The sequence below is a fragment of the Arthrobacter sp. 35/47 genome (assembly GCF_000520475.1).
In the GTDB taxonomy this organism is placed as follows: Bacteria; Actinomycetota; Actinomycetes; order Actinomycetales; family Micrococcaceae; genus Arthrobacter_D; species Arthrobacter_D subterraneus.
Window position 1 is genome coordinate 83822 of the sequence record NZ_KI914583.1, and the last position, 20166, is coordinate 103987.

At 65.3% G+C, this 20166-nt stretch carries 21 protein-coding genes and 1 pseudogene; 14 read left to right on the forward strand and 8 right to left on the reverse strand.

Annotated features, from left to right (window positions below; all coding sequences use genetic code 11):
• Positions 1–1789 (reverse strand): aconitate hydratase AcnA (gene acnA / locus X803_RS17420; RefSeq protein WP_035777667.1); only part of this gene is annotated, 1789 nt, incomplete at its 3' end.
• 114 nt (positions 1790–1903) lie between these two features.
• Here acnA and X803_RS17425 point away from each other — a divergent pair.
• Genes X803_RS17425 through X803_RS20890 form a run of 3 tightly spaced genes read left to right on the forward strand, consistent with a single transcriptional unit; the run spans position 1904 to position 3737 of the window.
• Positions 1904–2197 carry a hypothetical protein gene (locus X803_RS17425; protein WP_026543949.1) on the forward strand — a complete coding sequence of 98 codons (294 nt, stop codon included), beginning with the start codon at positions 1904–1906 and terminating at the stop codon, positions 2195–2197.
• An 11-nt stretch (positions 2198–2208) separates the two neighbouring features.
• Entirely contained in the window at positions 2209–2505 is a 297-nt protein-coding gene (locus X803_RS0102870) for a hypothetical protein (RefSeq protein ID WP_026543950.1), read from the forward strand.
• A complete protein-coding gene (locus tag X803_RS20890; RefSeq protein WP_051470390.1) occupies positions 2502–3737 on the forward strand; it encodes a hypothetical protein in 1236 nt (411 codons plus the stop codon). The genes X803_RS0102870 and X803_RS20890 overlap by 4 nt, the downstream gene beginning before the upstream one ends.
• Here X803_RS20890 and X803_RS0102880 read toward each other — a convergent pair.
• Complete coding sequence (locus X803_RS0102880; protein WP_026543951.1) at positions 3699–4103, reverse strand: phage holin family protein; 405 nt, start codon at positions 4101–4103, stop codon at positions 3699–3701. The two genes, X803_RS20890 and X803_RS0102880, sit on opposite strands and share 39 nt — an antisense overlap.
• Positions 4104–4208: 105 nt before the next feature.
• Here X803_RS0102880 and X803_RS0102885 point away from each other — a divergent pair, with 105 nt between their 5' ends.
• From X803_RS0102885 to X803_RS0102900, 4 genes are all read left to right on the forward strand, one after another.
• Positions 4209–5348, forward strand: a complete 1140-nt coding sequence (locus X803_RS0102885; protein ID WP_026543952.1) for a histidinol-phosphate transaminase — start codon at positions 4209–4211, stop codon at positions 5346–5348.
• Between the two features lie 122 nt (positions 5349–5470).
• Positions 5471–6643 (forward strand): pyruvate dehydrogenase (acetyl-transferring) E1 component subunit alpha, encoded by a 1173-nt coding sequence (gene pdhA, locus X803_RS0102890; protein WP_026543953.1) that lies wholly within the window; start codon positions 5471–5473, stop codon positions 6641–6643.
• Positions 6643–7617 carry an alpha-ketoacid dehydrogenase subunit beta gene (locus tag X803_RS0102895; RefSeq protein ID WP_026543954.1) on the forward strand — a complete coding sequence of 325 codons (975 nt, stop codon included), beginning with the start codon at positions 6643–6645 and terminating at the stop codon, positions 7615–7617. The genes pdhA and X803_RS0102895 overlap by 1 nt, the downstream gene beginning before the upstream one ends.
• A gap of 10 nt (positions 7618–7627) precedes the next feature.
• Positions 7628–9031 (forward strand): dihydrolipoamide acetyltransferase family protein, encoded by a 1404-nt coding sequence (locus X803_RS0102900; RefSeq protein WP_026543955.1) that lies wholly within the window; start codon positions 7628–7630, stop codon positions 9029–9031.
• Between the two features lie 38 nt (positions 9032–9069).
• On the opposite strand, the gene X803_RS0102905 is transcribed toward X803_RS0102900, so the two are convergent.
• A complete protein-coding gene (locus X803_RS0102905; RefSeq protein WP_035777670.1) occupies positions 9070–10362 on the reverse strand; it encodes an aminotransferase-like domain-containing protein in 1293 nt (430 codons plus the stop codon).
• Positions 10363–10408: 46 nt separating this feature from the next.
• Complete coding sequence (locus X803_RS0102910) at positions 10409–11377, reverse strand: helix-turn-helix transcriptional regulator (RefSeq protein WP_026543957.1); 969 nt, start codon at positions 11375–11377, stop codon at positions 10409–10411.
• A gap of 383 nt (positions 11378–11760) precedes the next feature.
• Between X803_RS0102910 and X803_RS22915 the strand changes: the two genes are divergently transcribed.
• From X803_RS22915 to X803_RS0102925, 3 genes are all read left to right on the forward strand, one after another.
• Entirely contained in the window at positions 11761–11895 is a 135-nt protein-coding gene (locus X803_RS22915; protein WP_275450934.1) for a hypothetical protein, read from the forward strand.
• Positions 11896–11992: 97 nt separating this feature from the next.
• Positions 11993–12955 (forward strand): lantibiotic dehydratase C-terminal domain-containing protein, encoded by a 963-nt coding sequence (locus X803_RS0102920; protein ID WP_026543958.1) that lies wholly within the window; start codon positions 11993–11995, stop codon positions 12953–12955.
• A 51-nt stretch (positions 12956–13006) separates the two neighbouring features.
• Positions 13007–13198: a hypothetical protein gene (locus tag X803_RS0102925; RefSeq protein WP_026543959.1), complete on the forward strand. Its 192-nt coding sequence runs from the start codon at positions 13007–13009 to the stop codon at positions 13196–13198.
• A 102-nt stretch (positions 13199–13300) separates the two neighbouring features.
• Here X803_RS0102925 and X803_RS0102930 read toward each other — a convergent pair whose 3' ends face one another.
• The gene (locus X803_RS0102930) at positions 13301–13810 is read right to left on the reverse strand and encodes a MarR family winged helix-turn-helix transcriptional regulator (protein ID WP_026543960.1); all 510 of its coding nucleotides are present in this window, start codon (positions 13808–13810) and stop codon (positions 13301–13303) included.
• Between the two features lie 141 nt (positions 13811–13951).
• Here X803_RS0102930 and X803_RS0102935 point away from each other — a divergent pair, with 141 nt between their 5' ends.
• Positions 13952–14974: a Gfo/Idh/MocA family protein gene (locus tag X803_RS0102935; protein ID WP_026543961.1), complete on the forward strand. Its 1023-nt coding sequence runs from the start codon at positions 13952–13954 to the stop codon at positions 14972–14974.
• Here X803_RS0102935 and ald read toward each other — a convergent pair.
• Positions 14971–16083, reverse strand: coding sequence for an alanine dehydrogenase (gene ald / locus X803_RS0102940; protein WP_026543962.1), 1113 nt, complete (start codon positions 16081–16083; stop codon positions 14971–14973). The two genes, X803_RS0102935 and ald, sit on opposite strands and share 4 nt — an antisense overlap.
• A 662-nt stretch (positions 16084–16745) precedes the next feature.
• On the opposite strand from ald, the gene X803_RS17435 reads away from it, so the two are divergent.
• The gene (locus tag X803_RS17435) at positions 16746–17690 is read left to right on the forward strand and encodes a PucR family transcriptional regulator (RefSeq protein ID WP_343299591.1); all 945 of its coding nucleotides are present in this window, start codon (positions 16746–16748) and stop codon (positions 17688–17690) included.
• Here the strand turns inward: X803_RS17435 and X803_RS0102950 are convergent.
• The gene (locus X803_RS0102950) at positions 17670–18053 is read right to left on the reverse strand and encodes a helix-turn-helix domain-containing protein (protein WP_026543963.1); all 384 of its coding nucleotides are present in this window, start codon (positions 18051–18053) and stop codon (positions 17670–17672) included. The genes X803_RS17435 and X803_RS0102950 overlap by 21 nt on opposite strands.
• A 143-nt stretch (positions 18054–18196) precedes the next feature.
• Here X803_RS0102950 and X803_RS21730 point away from each other — a divergent pair, with 143 nt between their 5' ends.
• Entirely contained in the window at positions 18197–18463 is a 267-nt protein-coding gene (locus X803_RS21730; protein ID WP_090587297.1) for a hypothetical protein, read from the forward strand.
• 60 nt (positions 18464–18523) lie between these two features.
• Here X803_RS21730 and X803_RS0102955 read toward each other — a convergent pair whose 3' ends face one another.
• Complete coding sequence (locus tag X803_RS0102955) at positions 18524–19285, reverse strand: SDR family oxidoreductase (protein WP_026543964.1); 762 nt, start codon at positions 19283–19285, stop codon at positions 18524–18526.
• 194 nt (positions 19286–19479) lie between these two features.
• Here X803_RS0102955 and X803_RS22645 point away from each other — a divergent pair.
• Positions 19480–20166: pseudogene (locus tag X803_RS22645) on the forward strand (pyruvate dehydrogenase (acetyl-transferring), homodimeric type); the annotation flags it as partial.

The window sequence follows — 20166 nt, forward strand, 5'->3', positions numbered from 1 at the left end:
CCAGGTAGTTCATCTTGATGTCCGGGTTGATGCGGCCTTCGAAGTTGCGGTTGCCGGACAGGACTGCCGCCACGGCGAGGTCGGCATCATGGATCGCCTGCGAGATCTCCTCCTCGAGCGGTCCCGAGTTGCCGATACAGGTGGTACAGCCATAACCGACGATGTAGAAACCGAGCTTCTCCAGGTAGGGGACGAGCCCGGACTTCTCGTAGTAGTCGGTCACGATCTTGGACCCGGGAGCGACAGACGTCTTGACCCAGGGCTTTGACGCCAAACCCTTCTCAACCGCGTTACGGGCCAGGACCGCGGCCGCCATCATGACGGACGGGTTGGACGTGTTGGTGCAGGAGGTGATCGATGCGATGGTCACGGCGCCATGGTCCAGCTCGAAGGAGCGACCGTCAGCCATGACGACGTCGACCGGGCTGCTGGCGCGGTCCGAATCAGGCTCCGTTCCGGTGATGGTGTGGTGCTCAGCGTCTTTGGTGTGCGTATCGGTTTCGGAGTAGGCGGGCGGGTCCGATGCGGGGAACGACTCCTCAAGGGCTTCGTTTACGGTTGCGCCTTCTTCCTCGAGGCTCTTGTGAACGTAGTCTTCGAGGTCGGCCCGGAACTGCCGCTTGGCGCTGGTGAGGTCCACGCGGTCCTGGGGGCGCTTGGGGCCGGCGATCGAGGGCACCACCGTGGACAGGTCGAGTTCCAGATACTCGGAGTAGGTGACTTCCTCTGAGGGGTCGTGCCACAGCCCCTGTTCCTTGGCATACTGCTCCACCAGCGCTACCGATTCCTCCGGACGTCCCGTGAGGCGCAGGTATTCGAGCGTGACCTCATCGATCGGGAAGATCGCGGCGGTCGATCCGAATTCGGGGCTCATGTTGCCGATGGTGGCGCGGTTCGCCAGCGGAACTTCAGCGACGCCCTCTCCGTAGAATTCGACGAACTTCCCGACCACGCCGTGCTTGCGCAGCATCTCGGTGATGGTCAGGACCACGTCGGTTGCGGTGGCGCCGGCCGGGATTCCGCCGGTCAGCCTGAAGCCCACAACCCGCGGGATCAGCATGGATACGGGCTGGCCCAGCATGGCCGCCTCGGCTTCGATGCCGCCGACGCCCCAGCCCAGCACGCCCAGGCCGTTGACCATGGTGGTGTGGGAGTCCGTGCCGACGCAGGTGTCCGGGTAGGCGCGGAGCACGCGTGCTCCATCAGCTTCAACTTCGCGGGTCATCACCGTACGCGCCAGGTGCTCAATGTTGACCTGGTGCACGATGCCCATGCCGGGCGGAACCACCTTGAAGTCATCGAACGCCGTCTGGCCCCAGCGCAGGAACTGGTAGCGCTCGCCGTTGCGCTGGTACTCAATCTCGATGTTTCGTTCCAGTGCGCCGGAATTCCCGAAGAAATCGATCTGGACGGAATGGTCGATTACAAGCTCAGCCGGTGCCAGCGGGTTGACCAGGGTCGGATCGCCGCCGAGTTCCCTGACGGCCTCCCTCATGGTGGCGAGGTCCACCACGCAGGGCACCCCGGTGAAATCCTGCATGAGGACCCGCGCCGGCGTGAACTGAATTTCGGTGCTGGGTTCGGAATCCGCTTCCCACTGCGCCAGGGCGCGGATGTGGTCGGCGGTGATGTTTGCACCGTCCTCGGTGCGCAGGAGGTTCTCCAACAAAATCTTGAGGCTGTAGGGCAGGCGCGCGGAGCCCTCCACAGCGTCGAGCCGGAAGATCTCGTACTTGTTTCCGGCGACATCAAGCGTGCTCTTGGCGCCGAACGTATCCACGGTACTCATCGGTATCCCTTCGATTTTTTCTTGCTATCACTTTGATTCTAGAGAACCGGGCAGTGATTGTATACACTCGTACACAGCACCGGTAAGCCACTGAACCCTCACCACGGAGTCGCAATGTCCACTGCACCAGCGTCCACCCCCGCCGGGTCCACCGGTAGTACCCCGGCCTCTGAAATGCTGCGGCTCTGCGTCATGCCGGGTGACGGCATCGGGCCGGAACTGGTGAACAGCGCGCTCGCGGTCCTGCAGGAGGCGTGCCGCGTGGTAGGCGGGCACCGAGCGCTGACGTCCCAGCACCGCTACTCCACACGCGCGGCTTCGCGGCGACATATCAACATAGAAGCTCCCGCTCACCTCACAACACAGCTCCGCGCCTACCGTTTTGGGCAGGCACTGAGAGCGGAGTGAGGAGGGCGCCAATGCACCCCAGTACGACGACGGCGCTATCGCCCGCAGAGGCGTCCACTGATGAGGTGAGGGAACTTGCGAGGCGGCTCCGGCTTGAAGCGGAAGCGGTGGAAGCGGTGCGCGAACGTCTCCGCGGCGCGATGGAAATCGACTGGGAGTCGCCTGCGGGCCGGAACTTCCGCTCGTACCTTGCCGAGCGGGCCGAGGCTGTCGGCGTTACGGCCTTCGGCCTCCGCGATGCGGCCGTTTCGCTTGACGCCTATGGTGCAGCGCTGTCCGCAGCAGACGCGGGGGGAATCTGCGGATGAGCGTCGATCCGGATCTGCGGCCGGTTGTTCTGCCTGCGGACGCTGAGGGAATCTCACAGGTCATCGGCGGTGTGGGTGGAATCCGCTTCCAGTGGGAGGAGTTGGACAACGGAGTCCGGACGCTCGGCGCTGCCGCCGCTGAGCTTCACCGGGTGTGGGCGAGCGTCAGCGGTATCGAGATGCGGCTTTCGGCGGTTCGGGGAGACACAGGTCTTATTTCCGCGGCCAGCGCAACCACGGCGGGCTGGGCGGCTGCCCAGAGTATCCAGGCCGGTATCCAACGGCTCTCCGAGGACGGTTCCAGCCTGACGGACACGGCTGACCGGATCACGATCAGCCGGGGGCGGTATGAGCTGGCTGAGCTCCTCACCACTAACCACGTAGGCCGTCTTGTTGCCGATCTCTTGCCCTCGGTAGCACAGACCTCCGGGCCGCTTGTGCTGGTGCAGACCAAGAGCCATTCAATCCCGTTTGAGGGCACAGTGGACAGCCTCCTGTCCCGGGTGAGGCACGCCCAGGAAGAGCCCGGGTCATCGTTCGAGGTGCTCGAGGTTGAAGGCCGATCGGGGCCGGCTTATGTGGTGGTGATCCCCGGGACGGAGTGGTCCCGCGCCAAACTGCCCTTCAGTGGAGACGGGATCCTGGAGGCAAAGTTCGAGGACAGCGCGCACGTCAATGTTGCGGTGGCCGGAGCGCTCGCGGAAGTGGGTGCCCCGCGCGGTGCAAGCGTCCTGCTCGTCGGGCATAGCCAGGGCGGTATGCATGCGGTGAATCTGGCGAACAGCGGACCGGTGAGTGAGAACTACTCGGTGGATGTAGTGGTGACTGCCGGCTCACCCGTCACCGAGGAGGCGGCTCCGAAGAAAACCAGCTTCCTTCACCTCGCCCACGAGAAGGACTGGGTCCCGGTGCTGAATCTGGTTCCTCCTCCTGACCGACCCAATCAGGTGTTCGTGACGCTCGATCACCAAGTGACGGACCCGCCCGGTGGTGACTCTGACCCCCACAACATCGAGGAGTACCGGCAAGGCGCCCGGGCGGTGGACCTGAGCTCACACCCCTCGATCGCACCGGTGACGGCCGCTGTGGGCGCCGCTGTTGCAGGATCGACCGCGAGGCGCCATGTGTTTCAGGTCAGTCACTATCCGCTGCAGGCGCCCGGACCTGTCGGCGAACGGAGGGCGACGGCGGCCTCAGCGCCTGGCGCCGGTAATCGTGCCCGCGACAAGTGACACAAGGCTGATGATGATGGCTCCCAGAATGGCGGTCCAGAAGAAGTCATCGACAATGAAGCCGATCGGAGTGAACGAGGTGAGCCAGGACGTGAGCATCAGCATGCCCGCGTTGATCACAATGGTGAAGAGGCCGAGCGTGAGAATGGTCAACGGAAGCGAGAGCAGGGACACCACCGGCTTCACGAGCGCGTTCACTATGCCGAAGATCAGACCGACGAACAGGTAGGAGGCAATATTCCCCACCGTGTCATTGCCGGATGCCTCAACGGCGGCCTCCGAGCCCAGGTCGATGCCGGGCAGCAGCCAGGCCGCCACCCACAGGGCAAGCGCATTGATCAGAACCCTCGCGATGAACTTCAGCATGTAAGTATGCTGTCACACGCGGGCCAACAATCCCCTCGTCGGACAGGGAAATCCCGGGGATCGCCTGCGCCCGCCGGAGAGAGCGGGACCAGTACGCTTGTGGACATGAGTGCACCCGAACACCACACCGATGTTGCTGCGGACGAGGTCACCCGCATCCACCCGCGCAGCGTGCTTGGCCGGCTGCCGCGCTATGCCGCGGGCAAACCCCCGGAGGCAATCGAAGGACTCGCAAGCTTCAAGCTCTCGTCGAATGAGAACCCGCTGCCGCCGCTACCCGCCGTGCTTGAAGCCATCGCCGGGCAGACAGCCGTCAACCGGTACCCGGACCCCATGACCACCACTCTCCGCGCCGAACTCGGTGCATTTCTGGGGGTTCCGTCCGAGGACATCGTGACCGGCGCCGGCAGCCTCGGCGCGCTCAACCAGATCCTCGCTGCCTTTGCCGGGCAAAACGATTTCGACGCCCCTGACGAGGTCATCTATCCCTGGCGCTCCTTCGAGGCGTACCCCATCTGCGTGGGACTGGCAGGCGCCATGAGCGTGCAGGTTCCGCTGCTGCCGGACTCGGCACACGACCTCGATGCCATGGCCGCTGCAATCACCGACCGCACCCGGGTAATCCTGCTCTGCACGCCCAACAATCCCACAGGCCCGGCGCTGACGGAGCCTGAGGTGCGGAACTTCATCGACCGCGTGCCGCGCAACGTGGTGATCGTGCTGGACGAGGCCTACGTGGAGTTCGTCAGGAAGCCTGATGCAGTGGAGGGGCTTCAGCTCTACCGCGACTACCACAATGTGATCGTCCTCCGGACCTTCTCGAAGGCGCACGGTCTCGCGGGGCTGCGCGTCGGATACTCAATCTCGCAACCGGTTCTGACGCAGCACCTTCGCGTCAGCGCAACACCCTTCGCGGTATCCCAGATAGCCGAACACGCAGCGGTGACGTCACTCCGCCATATCGATGAGGTGCGGGAACGCGTACAGAGCATCGTGGATGAGCGCACCCGGGTGGTGAGCGGGCTCAGGAAACTGGGCTGGAGGATCCCGGAAGCCGAAGGAAACTTCATCTGGCTCGCACTGGGGGAGGACACGCCGGAGTTCGCCGCGCTCGCCGAACAGCAGGCACTCTCCGTCAGGGCATTCGGCGTCGAGGGCATCCGGGTGAGTATCGGCGAACCCGAGGCGAATTCCCGTTTCCTTGAACTGTGTGCGGGCTACACAAAGGGGCCCGGCACTTCCTGACGCTTCACAAATAGGTGGCGGGCGCCGCCGTCGTTACTCTAGTAAGACTGCCCATGCACCCTAGTGCATGAACAGGCCCTACATATACTGCCAACGGAATATTACCTGCGAGGAACCACAGTATGGCAACACCCCGCCTGCCCGCAGCCGAGTTCGATGCAGAGGAACAACTCGACGCGCACCACCTGCCGGAATTCCCGCGCGATCCTTCCGGGATGGTGCAGATGCTGACCCCGGAGGGTGAGCTGAGCGGCTCGGACTTCCGGGGCTACGCTGCCGCCGAAGAGGAGTTGCCGGCGCTTTACCGGGACATGTACCTGATCAGGCGTTTCGACCAGGAATCCACCGCGCTGCAGCGGCAGGGTGAACTTGCGCTCTGGGTGCCCATGCGCGGCCAGGAAGCGGCCCAGATTGGTTCTGCACGCGCCATGCTGGCGCAGGATTATGCATTTCCCACCTACCGCGAGCACGGCGTTGCCGTTGCCCGGGGCGTGGCCCCGGCGGACCTGCTCAAGCTGTTCCGGGGTGTCACCAACGGCGGCTGGAATCCGAAGGATTCAAACTTCCACCTCTACACCCTGGTACTCGCCGCTCAGTGCCTGCACGCCGTCGGATACGCGATGGGCATGCAGCGTGACCAGCTCGCGGAGCAGTCCCTGCCCAAGGCGGCCACCATGGCCTACTTCGGCGACGGCGCAAGCTCTGAGGGCGACGTACACGAGGCCATGGTGTTCGCCGCCTCCTTCAACGCACCGGCCGTCTTCTTCTGCCAGAACAACCACTGGGCCATTTCGGTGCCGACGGAGGTCCAGTCGCGGGTTCCGCTCGCCCACCGCGCCCACGGCTACGGATTCCCGGGCATCCGGGTGGACGGCAATGACGTGCTGGCGGTGCAGGCAGTCACGCGGTGGGCGCTTGACCGTGCGCGTAACGGTGGCGGGCCCGTGCTGATCGAGGCTTTCACCTACCGGATGAGCGCCCACACCACGGCGGATGACCCAACCAAGTACCGCCTCGCCGCGGAGGAGGAGCAGTGGGTGTCGCGCGATCCCCTGACGCGGGTTGAACACCGCCTGCGTGCCACCGGTACCGGCGACGACTTCTTCCGGCAGTTGGAGGAGGAATCGGTGCAGCTCGCCGCCGACCTGCGTGCGGCTGTCCTTTCCATGGAAGCACCCGGGCTCGAGCACCGGTTCGCCACCGCCTACGCGGAGGCCCACCCGCTCATCCAGGAGGAACTGCAGGCCTGGCGGGACTACGAAGCCGGGTTCGACGTCGAGGGAGGTGCCCGCTGATGGCGGTGATGACCATAGCCAAGGCAATCAACGAGGGTCTTCGAGCCGCGCTGAACACCCACCCGACCGCGCTCCTCATGGGCGAGGACATCGGTGACCTCGGCGGCGTGTACCGCGTCACCGAGGGCCTCAAGGCACAGTTCGGACCCGATCGCGTTGTCGATACGCCGCTCGCCGAGTCCGGCATCATCGGCACCGCCATCGGACTCGCGCTGCGGGGCTACCGGCCCATCTGCGAGATCCAGTTCGACGGGTTCGTGTTCCCCGCCTTCAACCAGATCACCACGCAGCTGGCAAAGATCCACACCCGCAGCGACGGGCTGCTGACCGCGCCCGTGGTCATCCGGATTCCCTATGGCGGCGGGATCGGGAGCGTGGAGCACCACTCGGAGTCGCCGGAGGCATTGTTCGCCCACACCGCGGGCCTGCGTATCATCACTCCGTCCAACGCCCATGACGCCTACTGGATGATCCAGCAGGCCGCCACCTGCGCGGACCCGGTGATCGTTTTCGAGCCGAAGCGCCGCTACTGGCTCAAGGGCGAGGTGGACGTCTCAGCGGTCCCGTCCAGCCCGTTCCAGGCAGAGGTGCTGCGTGAAGGCACCGACGCCACCATCGTGGCCTACGGTCCGCTGGTGCCCGTTGCACTCGCCGCCGCCAACGCCGCCGCGGAAGACGGCTCCAGCGTCGAGGTCATCGATCTGCGGTCCATCTCGCCCATCGACTTCGACACCGTCACCACTTCCGTGCTCAAGACGGGGCGCCTGCTGGTTGCCCACGAGGCGCCCACCTTCGGAGGCATCGGCGGGGAGATCGCCGCGCGGATCACGGAGCGCGCCTTCCTGTCCCTCGAAGCGCCGGTAACGCGGGTAGGCGGGTTCCATCTGCCGTACCCCACCGCGCGCACCGAGGAGCACTACCTGCCGGACCTCGACCGCATCCTGCACTCGCTCGACACGGTGCTCGCCTACTAGAAGGACTCCCATGACGCTGAATACCTTCAACCTCCCCGACGTGGGCGAGGGACTCACGGAGGCCGAGATTGTCCGGTGGCAGGTTCAACCTGGGGCGACCGTTGCCGTGAATGATGTCATCGTCGAGATCGAGACGGCCAAGTCGCTCGTCGAACTCCCGTCACCCTACGCAGGCGTGGTCGCCGAGCTGCTGGTTCAGGAAGGCGAAACCGTGGAGGTCGGAACACCGATCATCTCGGTCTCGGACACCCCCCTCGAGGATTCAGGCACTCCGGTGGAGAACCCGCCGGCTGCCGCGCACGTGCCCGGCGAGCTCGTGACGCCGCCGCCGCCTGCACCGGCATCCTCCGACGCCGGCGCGCCGCTCGTGGGCACCGGGCCCAAGGCCGATTCCTCCCGTCGCAGGCCACGCACCGGCCGCCCCTCCGGCACCGCACCGGCACAACCCACGACGACGACGGCGCCTGCCCCCGCAACCGCGCACGTCACCGACGTGCCGTCCGCCCGGACTCCCGCAGCAGCGTCCGGCGCCTCGCGACGCGCGCTGGCGAAGCCACCGGTCCGCAAGGCGGCTCGCGACCTCGGAATCGATCTGGCCGACGTCCCGGCAACCGGGGGCTCCGGGGAGGTCACCAAACAGGACCTGATGAGCTATCAGGCGCAGCGGGACGCGGAGCAGGACCACGCGCCGTCGTTCTGGGGTGCGGCAACGCGGCCGCAGGACGAGCGGATCGAGCGCATCCCGGTGAAGGGGGTCCGCAAGGCCACCGCGCGGGCCATGGTTGAGAGCGCCTTCTCCGCGCCGCACGTCAGCATCTTCGTGGACGTCGACGCCTCCCGGACCATGGAATTCGTGAAGCGGCTGAAAGCTTCCCGGGATTTCGAGGGCATCAGGGTGTCGCCGCTGCTGATCCTCGCAAAGGCGGTCATCTGGGCGGCGGCGCGCAACCCTTCGGTCAATGCCACGTGGACGGACCAGGAAATACTGGTCAAGCACTTCATGAACCTCGGCATTGCGGCTGCGACCCCGCGCGGGCTCATGGTCCCGAACATCAAGGACGCCCAGGACCTCTCCCTCAAGGAGCTTGCGCTGGCGCTGAATGATCTGGCGTCGCGCGCGCGGGCGGGCAAAACCCAGCCCGCTGAGATGCAGGGAGGCACCCTCACCGTCACCAACATCGGCGCCCTCGGGATCGACACCGGAACCCCGATCATCAATCCCGGCGAGGTGGCCATCGTTGCCTTCGGGACCATCAAGCAGAAGCCCTGGGTGCTCGACGGCGAGGTGATTCCCCGCTGGATCACCACGCTCGGCGGCTCATTCGACCACCGCGTGGTCGACGGGGATCTGAGCGCGCGGTTCATGGCCGACGTCGCGTCAATCCTCGAGGAGCCGGCCCTGCTGCTCGACTGAGCCGGCGCGCCGGCCCGGCCCCGCGCCGTCGTCGTCGGTCAGGCGCTCTCGGCGATGGCGGTCTTCAGGATGGGCGCCAGGCGGCGGATGCCCTCTTCGATGTCTTCCGGTGCGACGGCGCTGAAAGCCAGGCGCAGCTTGTTGGACGGCTCGTCCGACGGGGTGAAGGCGGCTCCCGGAATGAACACGACGCCGGCATCAATGGCCTGGTAGAGCAGCGGGTAGGTGTCCACGCCGTCCGGCAGTGTAACCCACACAAAGAAGCCGCCGTCCGGCGTGGTCCAGGAGGCGCCCTCGGGCAGGTGCTCGGCGAGGGCGCCCAGCATGGTGGAACAGCGTTCGCTGTACAGCGCGCGGGTGTTGGCGAGGTGGCCCTTCCAGTCGTACTCGCTGAGGTAGGCGGAGACCAGCATCTGCGTGAGCGGCGACGGGCAGAGCACTACAGCTTCGCAGGCGAGGTAGAAGCGGCGGTGGAGATGGCGGGGGACCAGTGCCCAGCCCAGCCGGACACCCGGCGCGAAAATCTTCGAGAACGAGCCGAGGTAAATCACGTCGTCCGGGTTGTCTGCGCGCATCGGCGGCAGCGGGTGTCCGTCGAAGCGCAGCAGGCCGTACGGGTTGTCCTCCAGGACCAGGATGTTGTGGGCGCGGCAGATCTCCACGATCCGCTGGCGCCGGTCCACCGCCATCGTGATGCCGCTGGGGTTGTTGAAGCTGGGAATCGTGTACAGCAGCTTGATCCGCCGGCCCTCGGCGAGCAGTTCCGCGATGCGCTGCTCAAGCTTCTCCGGTACCAGTCCCTGCTCGTCCATCTCGATGGCCTGAACGTCCACCTGGTAGGCCTCGAAGGTGTTCAGGGCACCGACGTAGGTCGGGTCTTCGCAGAGGATGACGTCACCGGGGTCGCAGAACACCTTGGCGGCGACGTCCTGCGCCGACTGCGAGCCGGTGGTGATGACGATATCCGCCGGATCCGCGTCCATGATCCCTTCGGCGGCCATCACCTCGCAGATCTGCCGGCGGAGCTGTTCCATTCCCTGGCCGCCGCCGTACTGGAGGGCCTCCAGTCCATGCTCGGCGACGATTTTCCCGGCAGTGACTCCCAGTTCCTGCAGGGGCAGCGACTTCAGGTATGGACTCCCGCCGGCCAGCGAAACCAGCCCGGGCCTGATGGAGATGTCAAAAACGTCGCGGACGGCGGACTGCTTGATATTCGCGGCCCGTTCCGAGAACAGGAGCTCGTGGCGGTGAGCTGATTCCGCGGCCCGCTCAAGGGCAACTTCGGTTTCGGCGGGCAGAAGCGTCGAGTTCAGTTCATCCTGGGAAGTCACGCGACGAGTCTAGAGGACCCGTTCACTGATAGGCAACAGAAGTTTCCTAAATCCACCCGGCCTGGTGGGCTTTGATGCCAGCCTGGAACCGGCTGTCAGCGTGCAGGGTCTCGAGCATCCAGGCAATATGGCGCCGGCAGGTCCGCACATTGATATCCAGGCGCCGCGCGATCACCTCGTCCGAATAGCCGGCCGCGAGTCCCTTGAGAATGGCCTGCTGCGTACTGTTGAGCGGGGAAGGACTGGGCTCATCGACCAGGAACGGCTCACTGAGTTCCCAGGCGAATTCGAAAAGCTGCGTGAAGATGTGGATCAGGTGCGGATCCCGCACCACCAGCGCCGCCTTGTCATCATGCCGCAGCTGGCGGGCAACCAGGGCGAGCTTCCGGTCGAAGATCAGCATGCGGAGCGGCACACGAGGAAGGGCGCCGAACCGGCCCCCGCCGGCGGTGATCGCGGCCACAGCCTTTCGCGTGGGCACGTGATCGCGGGTGCTGATGTCATACAGGGTTTTGCGCTCAACGCCCTGGCTCAACAGCTCCAGGTCCTTGCGGACATTCTCTTCCTGCACGTCCGCGGTGGAACCCTGGCCCGGCTGTGCAATAAGCACCTTCTCGGTGACGTCCCTGCCGTAGTCGATCAGCACCCGATGGATCAGGTGCGGGTCCTCCAGCGTCTCCACGGAGGAACTCGTGATGACACTCTTCCGCGCCTCAAGGTAGGTCGGCACAAGGGTGGAGAGCTCCCGCCGTCGTGCACTGATCCGGGCCCGCAGGTCCTGTACCGCGCGCTCGTCCGCATCAACAAGGTCGGCCAGCGCCACGTCGGGTGAAACGGCGACGTACGCGTGGGCGGAAGCGTCCTGTTCGCTCAGCAATCTGCGCTCCACGAGCACTTCCATCGCCGCGTTGATCTCCCGTAGGGTGTATCCAAGCGCCTCGGAGGCCTCGGACGTTGTCCATCCCGGGTTGCCAACGGCATAGCGGTAGAGCTCAATCGATATGCCGTCGAGCATCCGGAGTCCTTTCCGCTGGCCGCGCTTTCTATGGGTAGCCTACAGACCCGGTGCCCGGCTTAGCTCTGCGGGCCGTCGTCCGCCCCCAAATGACCGAAAATTGCGACTGTAAAAACATGACATGTCAGCTTAATGACATCGGTCCGGAGGCGCGCCTCCATGCCCTGAAGCGGTCTCGAATTCCGCGGGAATACCGGACATCCAGGGCCTTGGTCCGGCACCCCTGAAGGGGTGCCGAGCGTGCACTTGTCCTCATCTGGTCATGTCCTGAATAGGGCGTCCCCTCAGCTGGACAAGCTCAAGGCGGTCCGCACATGCTGGACTCACCGGCTCGACGGCGAGCGGGATCGCGTCACACGCAACCTGAGGGAAGGGAACGTCCAGTGAAGAAGATCATCGGCGCAGCCGCAGGCCTCCTGGTCGCAGCAGCAGCTCTGGCACCGGCAACCCCGGCAGTTGGAGCAGCAAGCTGGGACTGGCCGAAGACCGTGACGGCAAGCTGGGACTGGCCCAAGTAAGACCCACCTTCAGGACAATTCAGGATTCGTGATCGGACCTGAATACACATAAAGACTCGCCCCAGCGGGGGTAACCATGAGCCCGAAGGAGGATGCCATGAGTCAGCTGACAGCAGTTCGAACCGCCTCACGAACAGCACTCAGCGCTCAATGGTGGCATCTCACCACTCATGCAGGCGGCTCCGATGTAGCGGACGGCATCATTGGAGACCTGGTTACCCCGCTGGCGGCGCAGGCTCAGGTACTGCGGGCCGGAAGATGGTTCTACACGCGGAGTGTGGAGCCATCTTCTTCCGTTCAGGTACGCCTGCACATCCTCGCACCGCCCACCACCATCGAACGGCTGCAGACGGTCCATCAGGTTCTGCTGAAGCGTTCCGGCGGCGCGCTGTCCGCCCTGCCTTCCCGCCAATCGGTTTCCACGCCTGCAGCCAGCGGCTATTACCTCCGCGGCATCGAGGAAGCTGATCCCCAGCTGGAAGCCGAGCTTTTCAAGTACGGGGGAGTGGAAGGCCTGCAGCTCGCTGAGGAAGTCTTTGAACTCTCCTCCGAGCTGGCCGCCTGGGGAACGCAGCGCTTCGCCAGGATGCACAGCCGGTCCGCGTTCGCCGCTCTTGTCCTGTTTGATTCCGCACGGAGCATGATGAAGGGCTCACGGTCAGCCAGCTGGGCTGACCGGCGGCGCATCTCCTGGGACTACTACTGGGACAGCCACCTGAAGACCTGCACCCCGGATCTTGGGCCACGCGGTGCCGCAGTCCGCGAAGCCATGACCAACCAGGTCAACGCGAAGGTGCCGGCATTCCAGAGCCTGATGGCGGCAACGGCAGCGGAATCCGCAGTCCATAACTGGCGGCGCCGCTGGTGCCGCTCCATTGACACCTATCTGTACCGCGCCGACAAGGCGCGCGTGAGCCGCAGCGCCCAGCACCTCACCGTGCACCAGGCACACATGACGCTGAACCGCCTCGGTTTCAGCGCCCGCGAGGAAGCCGTACTCGGTTTGTACGCCCGCACCTGGAGCGTTGACCGCGAACGCGCCCTGTTCAACCGAAACTGACTACGTCCCGCTCGATCGTCGCCACCCAGGACGAGGAAAGGAAAGTGCAGCATGGCCCACAACAAAGATGTCATCCTTGCCGCTGACGCATTCGATTTGAGCGTTGCCCTGGGCTGTTCCCCGGACACCGTGGAGGATCTCCGGGGGATGGGGGTACTCGCCTCGCAGGGAGAGCTTTGGGAAGTGGGGGCTGCCCGGGACTACCTTCGGGACGCCGCCTGGGCTGACAGCCTCTGGCACTAGCCTCAACCCCGCGCATAACGGGAGTACAAAGCCCGGACCGTGGCCGGTCCGGGCTTTCGCGTTCAGATGAAGGGGTGCCGGCTCTGCCGGCGCGGGACTCCGCTACTTCGGATCCAGGACCCCGCCCTCACGAAGCCGGTTGATGAGGGAGCTGAGTTCCATCCGAAGCGTGGTGCTCTTTTCGGCGAAGAGCTCATCCTCAAGCGCCCGGGCGTCGGTAAGAGCCCTGCTGCCGTCGGCCGAGATGGTGTGCCTGCCGTTCTCCGCCACCACATAGCCCAGCTGCGCCAGTTCGGCGAGGGAGCGCTCAACGGTGGACTCGGACAGGAGGCACTGGGCTGCAACGTCGGAAACCGCGGCACCGGGGTGTTCGGCGAGCCCGCTCAGGACAGACAGGTCGAGGGGAGTCAACCCCAGCTCGGCCAACTCGGAGTGCAGGTGCTGCTGAACAAAGTGCGCCGCAGTGGTGAGCATCAGTCGGGTGGAGTGGGTATCCACCGGTGCACCGGCGTCGTCATTCATTCCGGAAGCAGCGGGGGAGAGGATCGGTGCGGGCAGGTCAACGCCCGATTCAGGGGTCGATTGCGCAGTGTTGTCTTGAGCAGCGGCCATGTCAGGGTCCCTTGGGTGCGAGGAATTCGTGGCCGCTGCTTGACCGATCAAGAATTATAGTATGGCGGCGTCCCGTCGAAATATCGACAATTCAGCCCACGGCTGACACCTCCGCCTCGATCGCGGTCCTAGGGTTGGAGCATGGAGCACATCAGGACAGCCGTCGTCGGATTCGGGTTAGGCGGGCGCGTCTTCCACGCGCCGTTCATCAGTGCCAACCCGCGGTATGCCCTGGAGGTTGTGGTGACCGCCAATGATGACCGCATTGCGCAGGTGGAGGCACAGTATCCCGAGGCGCGGATCGTCCGAAGCGCCGATGAGCTGGAGCAGCAGCTGGACCGGCTGGACCTCGTGGTGGTCAGTACGCCGCCGGCTACCCACGCGCCGCTGGCCGAGCGGGCTCTCAGGGGAGGTGCCGCCGTCGTCGTCGACAAGCCCTTCGTGGTGGATTCAGCGGACGGGGAGAGGCTGATCAGCATCGCCCGCGAAGAGGGTCAACTGCTGACCGTCTTCCAGAACAGGCGCTGGGACGGCGACTTCCTCACGGTACGCAAACTCCTCGCCGAGGGCACGCTCGGCACCGTGCGCCGGTTCGAGTCCCGCATGGAAAGCTACAAGCCCCTGGTCACCAAGCCGTGGAAGGCCACCAGCAGCGCGGATGAAGGCGGCGGAATCCTCTACGACCTCGGTCCGCACCTGATCGACCAGGCGCTGCAGCTCTTCGGGGACGCTGAACTTGTGCACGTGGAGCGCGCTGCTCACCGGGAAACCGGAGGGCCCGACGATGACGCCTTCCTTGCCCTGCGGCATGCTTCCGGAGTGATCAGCCATCTGTGGATGAATGCGCTGGCCCCGCAGGCCGCGCCGCGGTTCCGGGTGACGGGATCGGAGTCGGCCTACACGAAGTGGGGCGCCGATGTGCAGGAGGCGGCGGTTGACGCCGGAATGCTTCCCACGGATCCCGGTTACGGCGTCGAGGACAAGCTCGCCTGGGGTCTGCTCGGGTTTGATCAGGAGTCAACGCGGCTGCCCACGGAGAACGGCAATTACCCCGCCTTCTATGAGCTCCTGGCAGCGGCGATCCAGGACGGGGCACCCGTGCCCGTTGACCCGGCGGACAGCCTCCGCGCCCAGCGGATCATCGAGGCCGCGCACGCCTTCTAGACGAGCCGGCGCCAGTCCTCGGTAAGTTCCAGGTTGTGCGCCTCGGACACAGAGTGGTGGGCGACCGCGCCGTCTGCAATGTTGAGGCCGTGAGCCAGCGCAGGAATCGCTTCGAAGGCGCCGCGCACACCCAGGTCCGCCAGCGCCACCGCGTAGCGCAGCGTGACGTTGGTGAGCGCGTAGGTGGAGGTGTTCGGTACGGCGCCGGGCATGTTGCCCACGCAGTAGAACAGCGACTGGTGGACGGTGAACGTGGGGTCCTCGTGCGTGGTGACGTGCGAGTCCTCGAAGCAGCCGCCCTGGTCCACCGCAATGTCCACCAGCACACTGCCGGGTTTCATGCGGGCAACCATCTCATTGGTGACGAGCTTGGGCGCTTTGGCGCCCGGGATCAGGACCGAGCCGATGACCAGGTCGGCGTCCAGCACCGCCCGCTCGATTTCGAAGGCATTGGACGCGATGGTCCGGATCCGTCCCGCGTACTGGGCGTCCAGTTCACGCAGCCGCGCGATGTTGATGTCGAGGACGGTGACGTCCGCGCCGGTTCCGACCGCCATGGCCGTGGCGTTTGTGCCGGCAACGCCTGCACCGAGCACCACAACCTTCGCCGGACGGACACCGGGGACGCCGCCGAGGAGCAGGCCAGGGCCCCCGGCCGGGGCGGTCATGACCTGTGCACCGACCTGGACGGACAGCCGGCCGGCCACCTCGGACATCGGAGCCAGCAGGGGGAGCGCCCGCCCGTCCTGCACGGTCTCGTAGGCGATGGCGGTGACGCCGGACTCCATCAGCGCATGGGTCAGCTTCGGCTCCGCGGCGAGGTGCAGATAGGTGAAGAGGATCAAACCGGCCCGGAAGCGATGGTACTCCTCGGCGATGGGTTCCTTCACCTTCATGACCATGTCGGCGCGCGCCCACACGTCGTCGGCGTCGTCCACGATCTCCGCGCCGGCCGCAACGTACTCTTCATCGGTGATGTTCGACCCGACGCCTGCCGAGCGCTCCACGAGGACGGTATGACCGTGGGTGCGGAACTCATGCACGCCGGAGGCCGTGATGGCCACGCGGAACTCGTTGTTCTTCACTTCTTTGGGGACGCCGATGATCACGGGATTCTCCGTTTGCTCTCAGGTTGGCTCAGGACGGCCGGTGGGGTTTGTGGCCTGTGTTCCTCAAGGATACGAGCGCTTCTTCCGCCCGGACAGGGCCGAAAATTTCTGCTCCAGAAAGGCGGAACGACGACGGCGGGTGGCCTCGCCGTCGTTTCCGCTGCGTTCCGCGTGGGCACGCGCAAGAACCGAAGGTGTGACTGGAGTCACTAGCACGGGTTGCTCCCAGGAGCCAGTCGACATTTGTCGAGTGGTGCGGCGCCAAATGTCGTCGCTGCGGTCCTAGGATGAGGTGGTGCAGACAACCCAGGTGGAGCGTGAAGTCGAGCGGATTGCCGCACGGCTGGGGCGCGGGCTCTCGCTGGAGGATCTTGACGGCATGCTCCTCGCCTACAGCAGTCACCAGTCGTCCGCAGACCGGGTGCGCGTCAACTTCCTGCTGAGCAAGAAGGTCCCGGCGGATGTGAGCGACTGGCAGCTTCAGCATGGAATCGCGACGGCGGTGCGGCCCGTTGCGGTCCCGGCCAATGCAGAACTTGGAATGTTGGGGCGGGTGTGTGTGCCGCTGCTGGTGCGCGGTTTCCGGGTGGGGTACCTCTGGGTGCAGCAGGATTCCGGTGAAGATACCGCCGCGCACATTCTGGAGCAGCTTCCCGGGGTGCGTGCCGATATTGACAGGCTGGCGGCGCTGCTCCTGGAAGACAACACCGCCGGATCAGAACACCGCACCCGCCGGGAGGCGGCCTTCCTCGCCGCGGCGGGAGGCGACCGCCAGGCGCTGGAGGNCGCTGCTCCTGGAAGACAACACCGCCGGATCAGAACACCGCACCCGCCGGGAGGCGGCCTTCCTCGCCGCGGCGGGAGGCGACCGCCAGGCGCTGGAGGAGTGCGCCGGCTGGCCGGAGCTGGACGGCACCGCGCCGTGGCACTGCGAGGTGCTGTTCGACGGCCCGGTTCCGGGGCGCTCTGCCGCCGCCGGGGACGGCACGCTGGCCCGCCGCACCGCAGCCCTTCAGGCAACGGTGGGGGCCGACGCCGTCGTCTTCAGTGCCGGCGAATCGACGCACTCCGTCCTGCTGGTGCGCCACGATGCAGGGCAGGCTGAGCTGGCGGTGATCCGGCGTCGTTATGGTGAGCGACTGGCCGCGGTGACAGGCGCGGCGAATGTGCCGCTCATCTGCGGTGCCAGTGAACCCTTCGCCGCGCCGGAGGGGCTGGCGGGCGCGTACGTACAGGCGCGGGCGGCGGTGCAGGCAGCCGCCGTTGATCCGCAGCTCGGGGACGCTGTGGAGTTCAGGTCGATCGGGGCGTACCAGTTTCTGGCGGGCGCCGGCTGGCAGGCATCTTCGCCGCGTTCGGTCTTCTTCACAGAGCTTCTGGAGTATGACCGGAGCAATGAGCTGCTGCCGGTCCTGGAGCTTCTGTTCGACAAGAACGGTTCGGTCCAGGATGTGGCGCAGCAGCTCCACCTGCACCGCAGCAGCGTCTACAACCGGTTGGCCAGGGTACGGTCGGTGATCGGGGCCGATCCGCTGAGCGGCGCGGTCCGGCTCGAACTGCACCTGGCGCTCAAGGCGCGGCGCTGGTCACACCGTCCCCGCATCTGACCTCTTCTGGGCGGCAAGCCAGGCGTCGATTGCGTCCTTCCGGATGCGCCGATGGGTCCCGCGGTATTCGACGGGGATCACACCGGCGTCGGTCAGGTTCCGGAGATAGGTGTGGGAGATGCCCGCCGCCTCGGCGGCCTGCGAGGTGGTCAGCGTCTCCGCAACGGAGGACACTGTGACGGCATCACCTGCGGCAAGCCGCTGTAGAAGGTCGACGACGGCGTCCCTCGCCTCGTCTGGGACCTTCACCGCCGTGCCGTCGACAAAGACGGTGACATCGCGGTTTTCGGCGAGCGTGCGAGCGAGGGGCCGGGCCTCGCTTTCGGGGAGGGTCCGGGAGGTACGGGAGCGCGGTCGGGTCATGTCCCCATTCTGCCAATGCGGTTGCTTTTCGTTACTAGTAGCTTCCCTAATTAGCATTCAAACGGTATTGTTATTAAACCTTAACTAAGCGCGCTTAGTAGTTACCCCTGAGTAGTTTATTGCGGTTGGACGGTGACAGACCAATGACGATTATCAATCCGGACCATCGAAGTTCCACGCTGCCCTCGACGGGCCAACTGGCAGAGCGGGATGGCGCTCTGCCCTGGTGTGAACGGTGCAACACCGACGAGTTCCTGATCTACGAGGACTTTGTTCCAGCCCGCGTCTCTTCTGAAGCGCGGGATCTCCTTGCTGCCAGCGTCAGCTACTCCTGCTCTGTCTGCGGATCATTCAACGGACATCAGGTGCCGCCGATGTGGAGCCCTCCGCACTGGTTCTGGTACAGCTGAGAGACACGGCGCAAGAGGCCCCTCGTTCCTGGAATCGAGGGGCCTCTTGCATGCGGGGACCTAGCCGCGGCCGATGAAGGGCATGCCGCTGGCCGTCATCACCACGGTACCGATACTGGCCGACGCCGGCAGCTCGGCCATGTGCAGAACCGTCCGCGCTGCTTCCTCCACGGGGAAGGTCGGCTCCACCCGGCGTGTGCCGTCCGCCTGCAGCGCTCCGGCATCCACGCCGAGCGTGTCCATGAGGGCTGTGGAGGTGTTGCCGATGTCGATCTGGCCGCAGGTGATGCCGTAGGGCCGGCCGTCGAGCTCAATCGACTTGGTCAGCCCCGTGATGGCGTGCTTGGTTGCTGTGTATGCCACGGAGCGGGGCCGCGGGGAATGCGCCGCGATGGAGCCGTTGTTGATGATCCGGCCGCCCTGCGGATCCTGATGCCTCATCATGCGGAAGGCTTCCGCCGCGCACAGGAATGAGCCCGTGAGATTGGTTGCCACGGTGGCGGACCAGTCCTCCGGGCTGATCTCGTCGACGGCGCCCGCCGGGCCGTAGGTGCCGGCGTTGTTGAACAGCAGATCAAGCCTGCCCCAGCGCTCGCGGACCTGATCGAAGAGGTGGACGACGTCGTCGTGCCGGCTGATGTCCGCCGGCACCGAATGGGCCAACCCCCGCCCGCCGGCGGTGTTTTCCAGTGGTTCCAGGCGACGCCCGGTAAGGGTAACTGCCCACCCCGCTTCGAGGAGCTGCCGCGCCACCGCCTGTCCGATACCGGAGCCTGCTCCGGTGACGACGGCGACGCGAGGGTGGTTGGGGGGCTGGTTCATGACGTTTTGGCACACCTCTCTAGTTGGTTTTCCCATTTTTGCAGTCCTCCCCGCTATAGTAATGGAATAATAGTTCCGCATGGCGAAATCCGCCATTAACGACGATCATTCACCGCCGTTGGCATCGCGAGGGAGCGTTGCCGGGTGGTCATGAAATCGAGCGGGTACCGGCCGCTCAGGAAACGAGGTTTGGCATGGTTGCTGATCAGGGGATTGTGGGTGCGGGTTCTGTGGATTCGGATCCGGAGGAGACGGCTGAGTGGGTTGAGTCGTTTGATCAGCTGGTTGATGTGCGTGGTTCTGAGCGTGCCCGTGAGGTGTTGGGTCGTTTGTTGGCGCGTGCCGGTGGCCGGTCGGTGGGTCTTCCCAGTGTTTTGACGACTGATTATGTGAATACCATCCCGGTTGATGAGGAGCCTGAGTTCCCGGGGGATGAGGAGATCGAGCGGAAGTTCCGGGCGTGGATGCGGTGGAACGCGGCGGTGATGGTGCATCGTTCGCAGCGGCCGGAGATTGGTGTGGGCGGTCATATTTCCACGTATGCGGGGGCGGCGACCCTGTATGAGGTGGGGTTCAATCATTTCTTCAAGGGTAAGGATCACCCCAGTGGTGGGGATCAGGTGTTTTTCCAGGGTCACGCGTCGCCGGGGATGTATGCGCGGGCGTTCCTGGAGGGCCGGTTGTCGGAGGAGGATCTGGACGGGTTCCGGCAGGAGAAGTCCAAGGCCGGGCATGCGTTGTCTTCGTATCCGCATCCGCGGTTGATGCCGGAGTTCTGGGAGTTCCCGACGGTGTCGATGGGGATCGGGCCGATGAACGCGATCTATCAGGCGCAGTCCAACCGGTATCTGCACAACCGGGGGATTCGGGACACCAGTGAG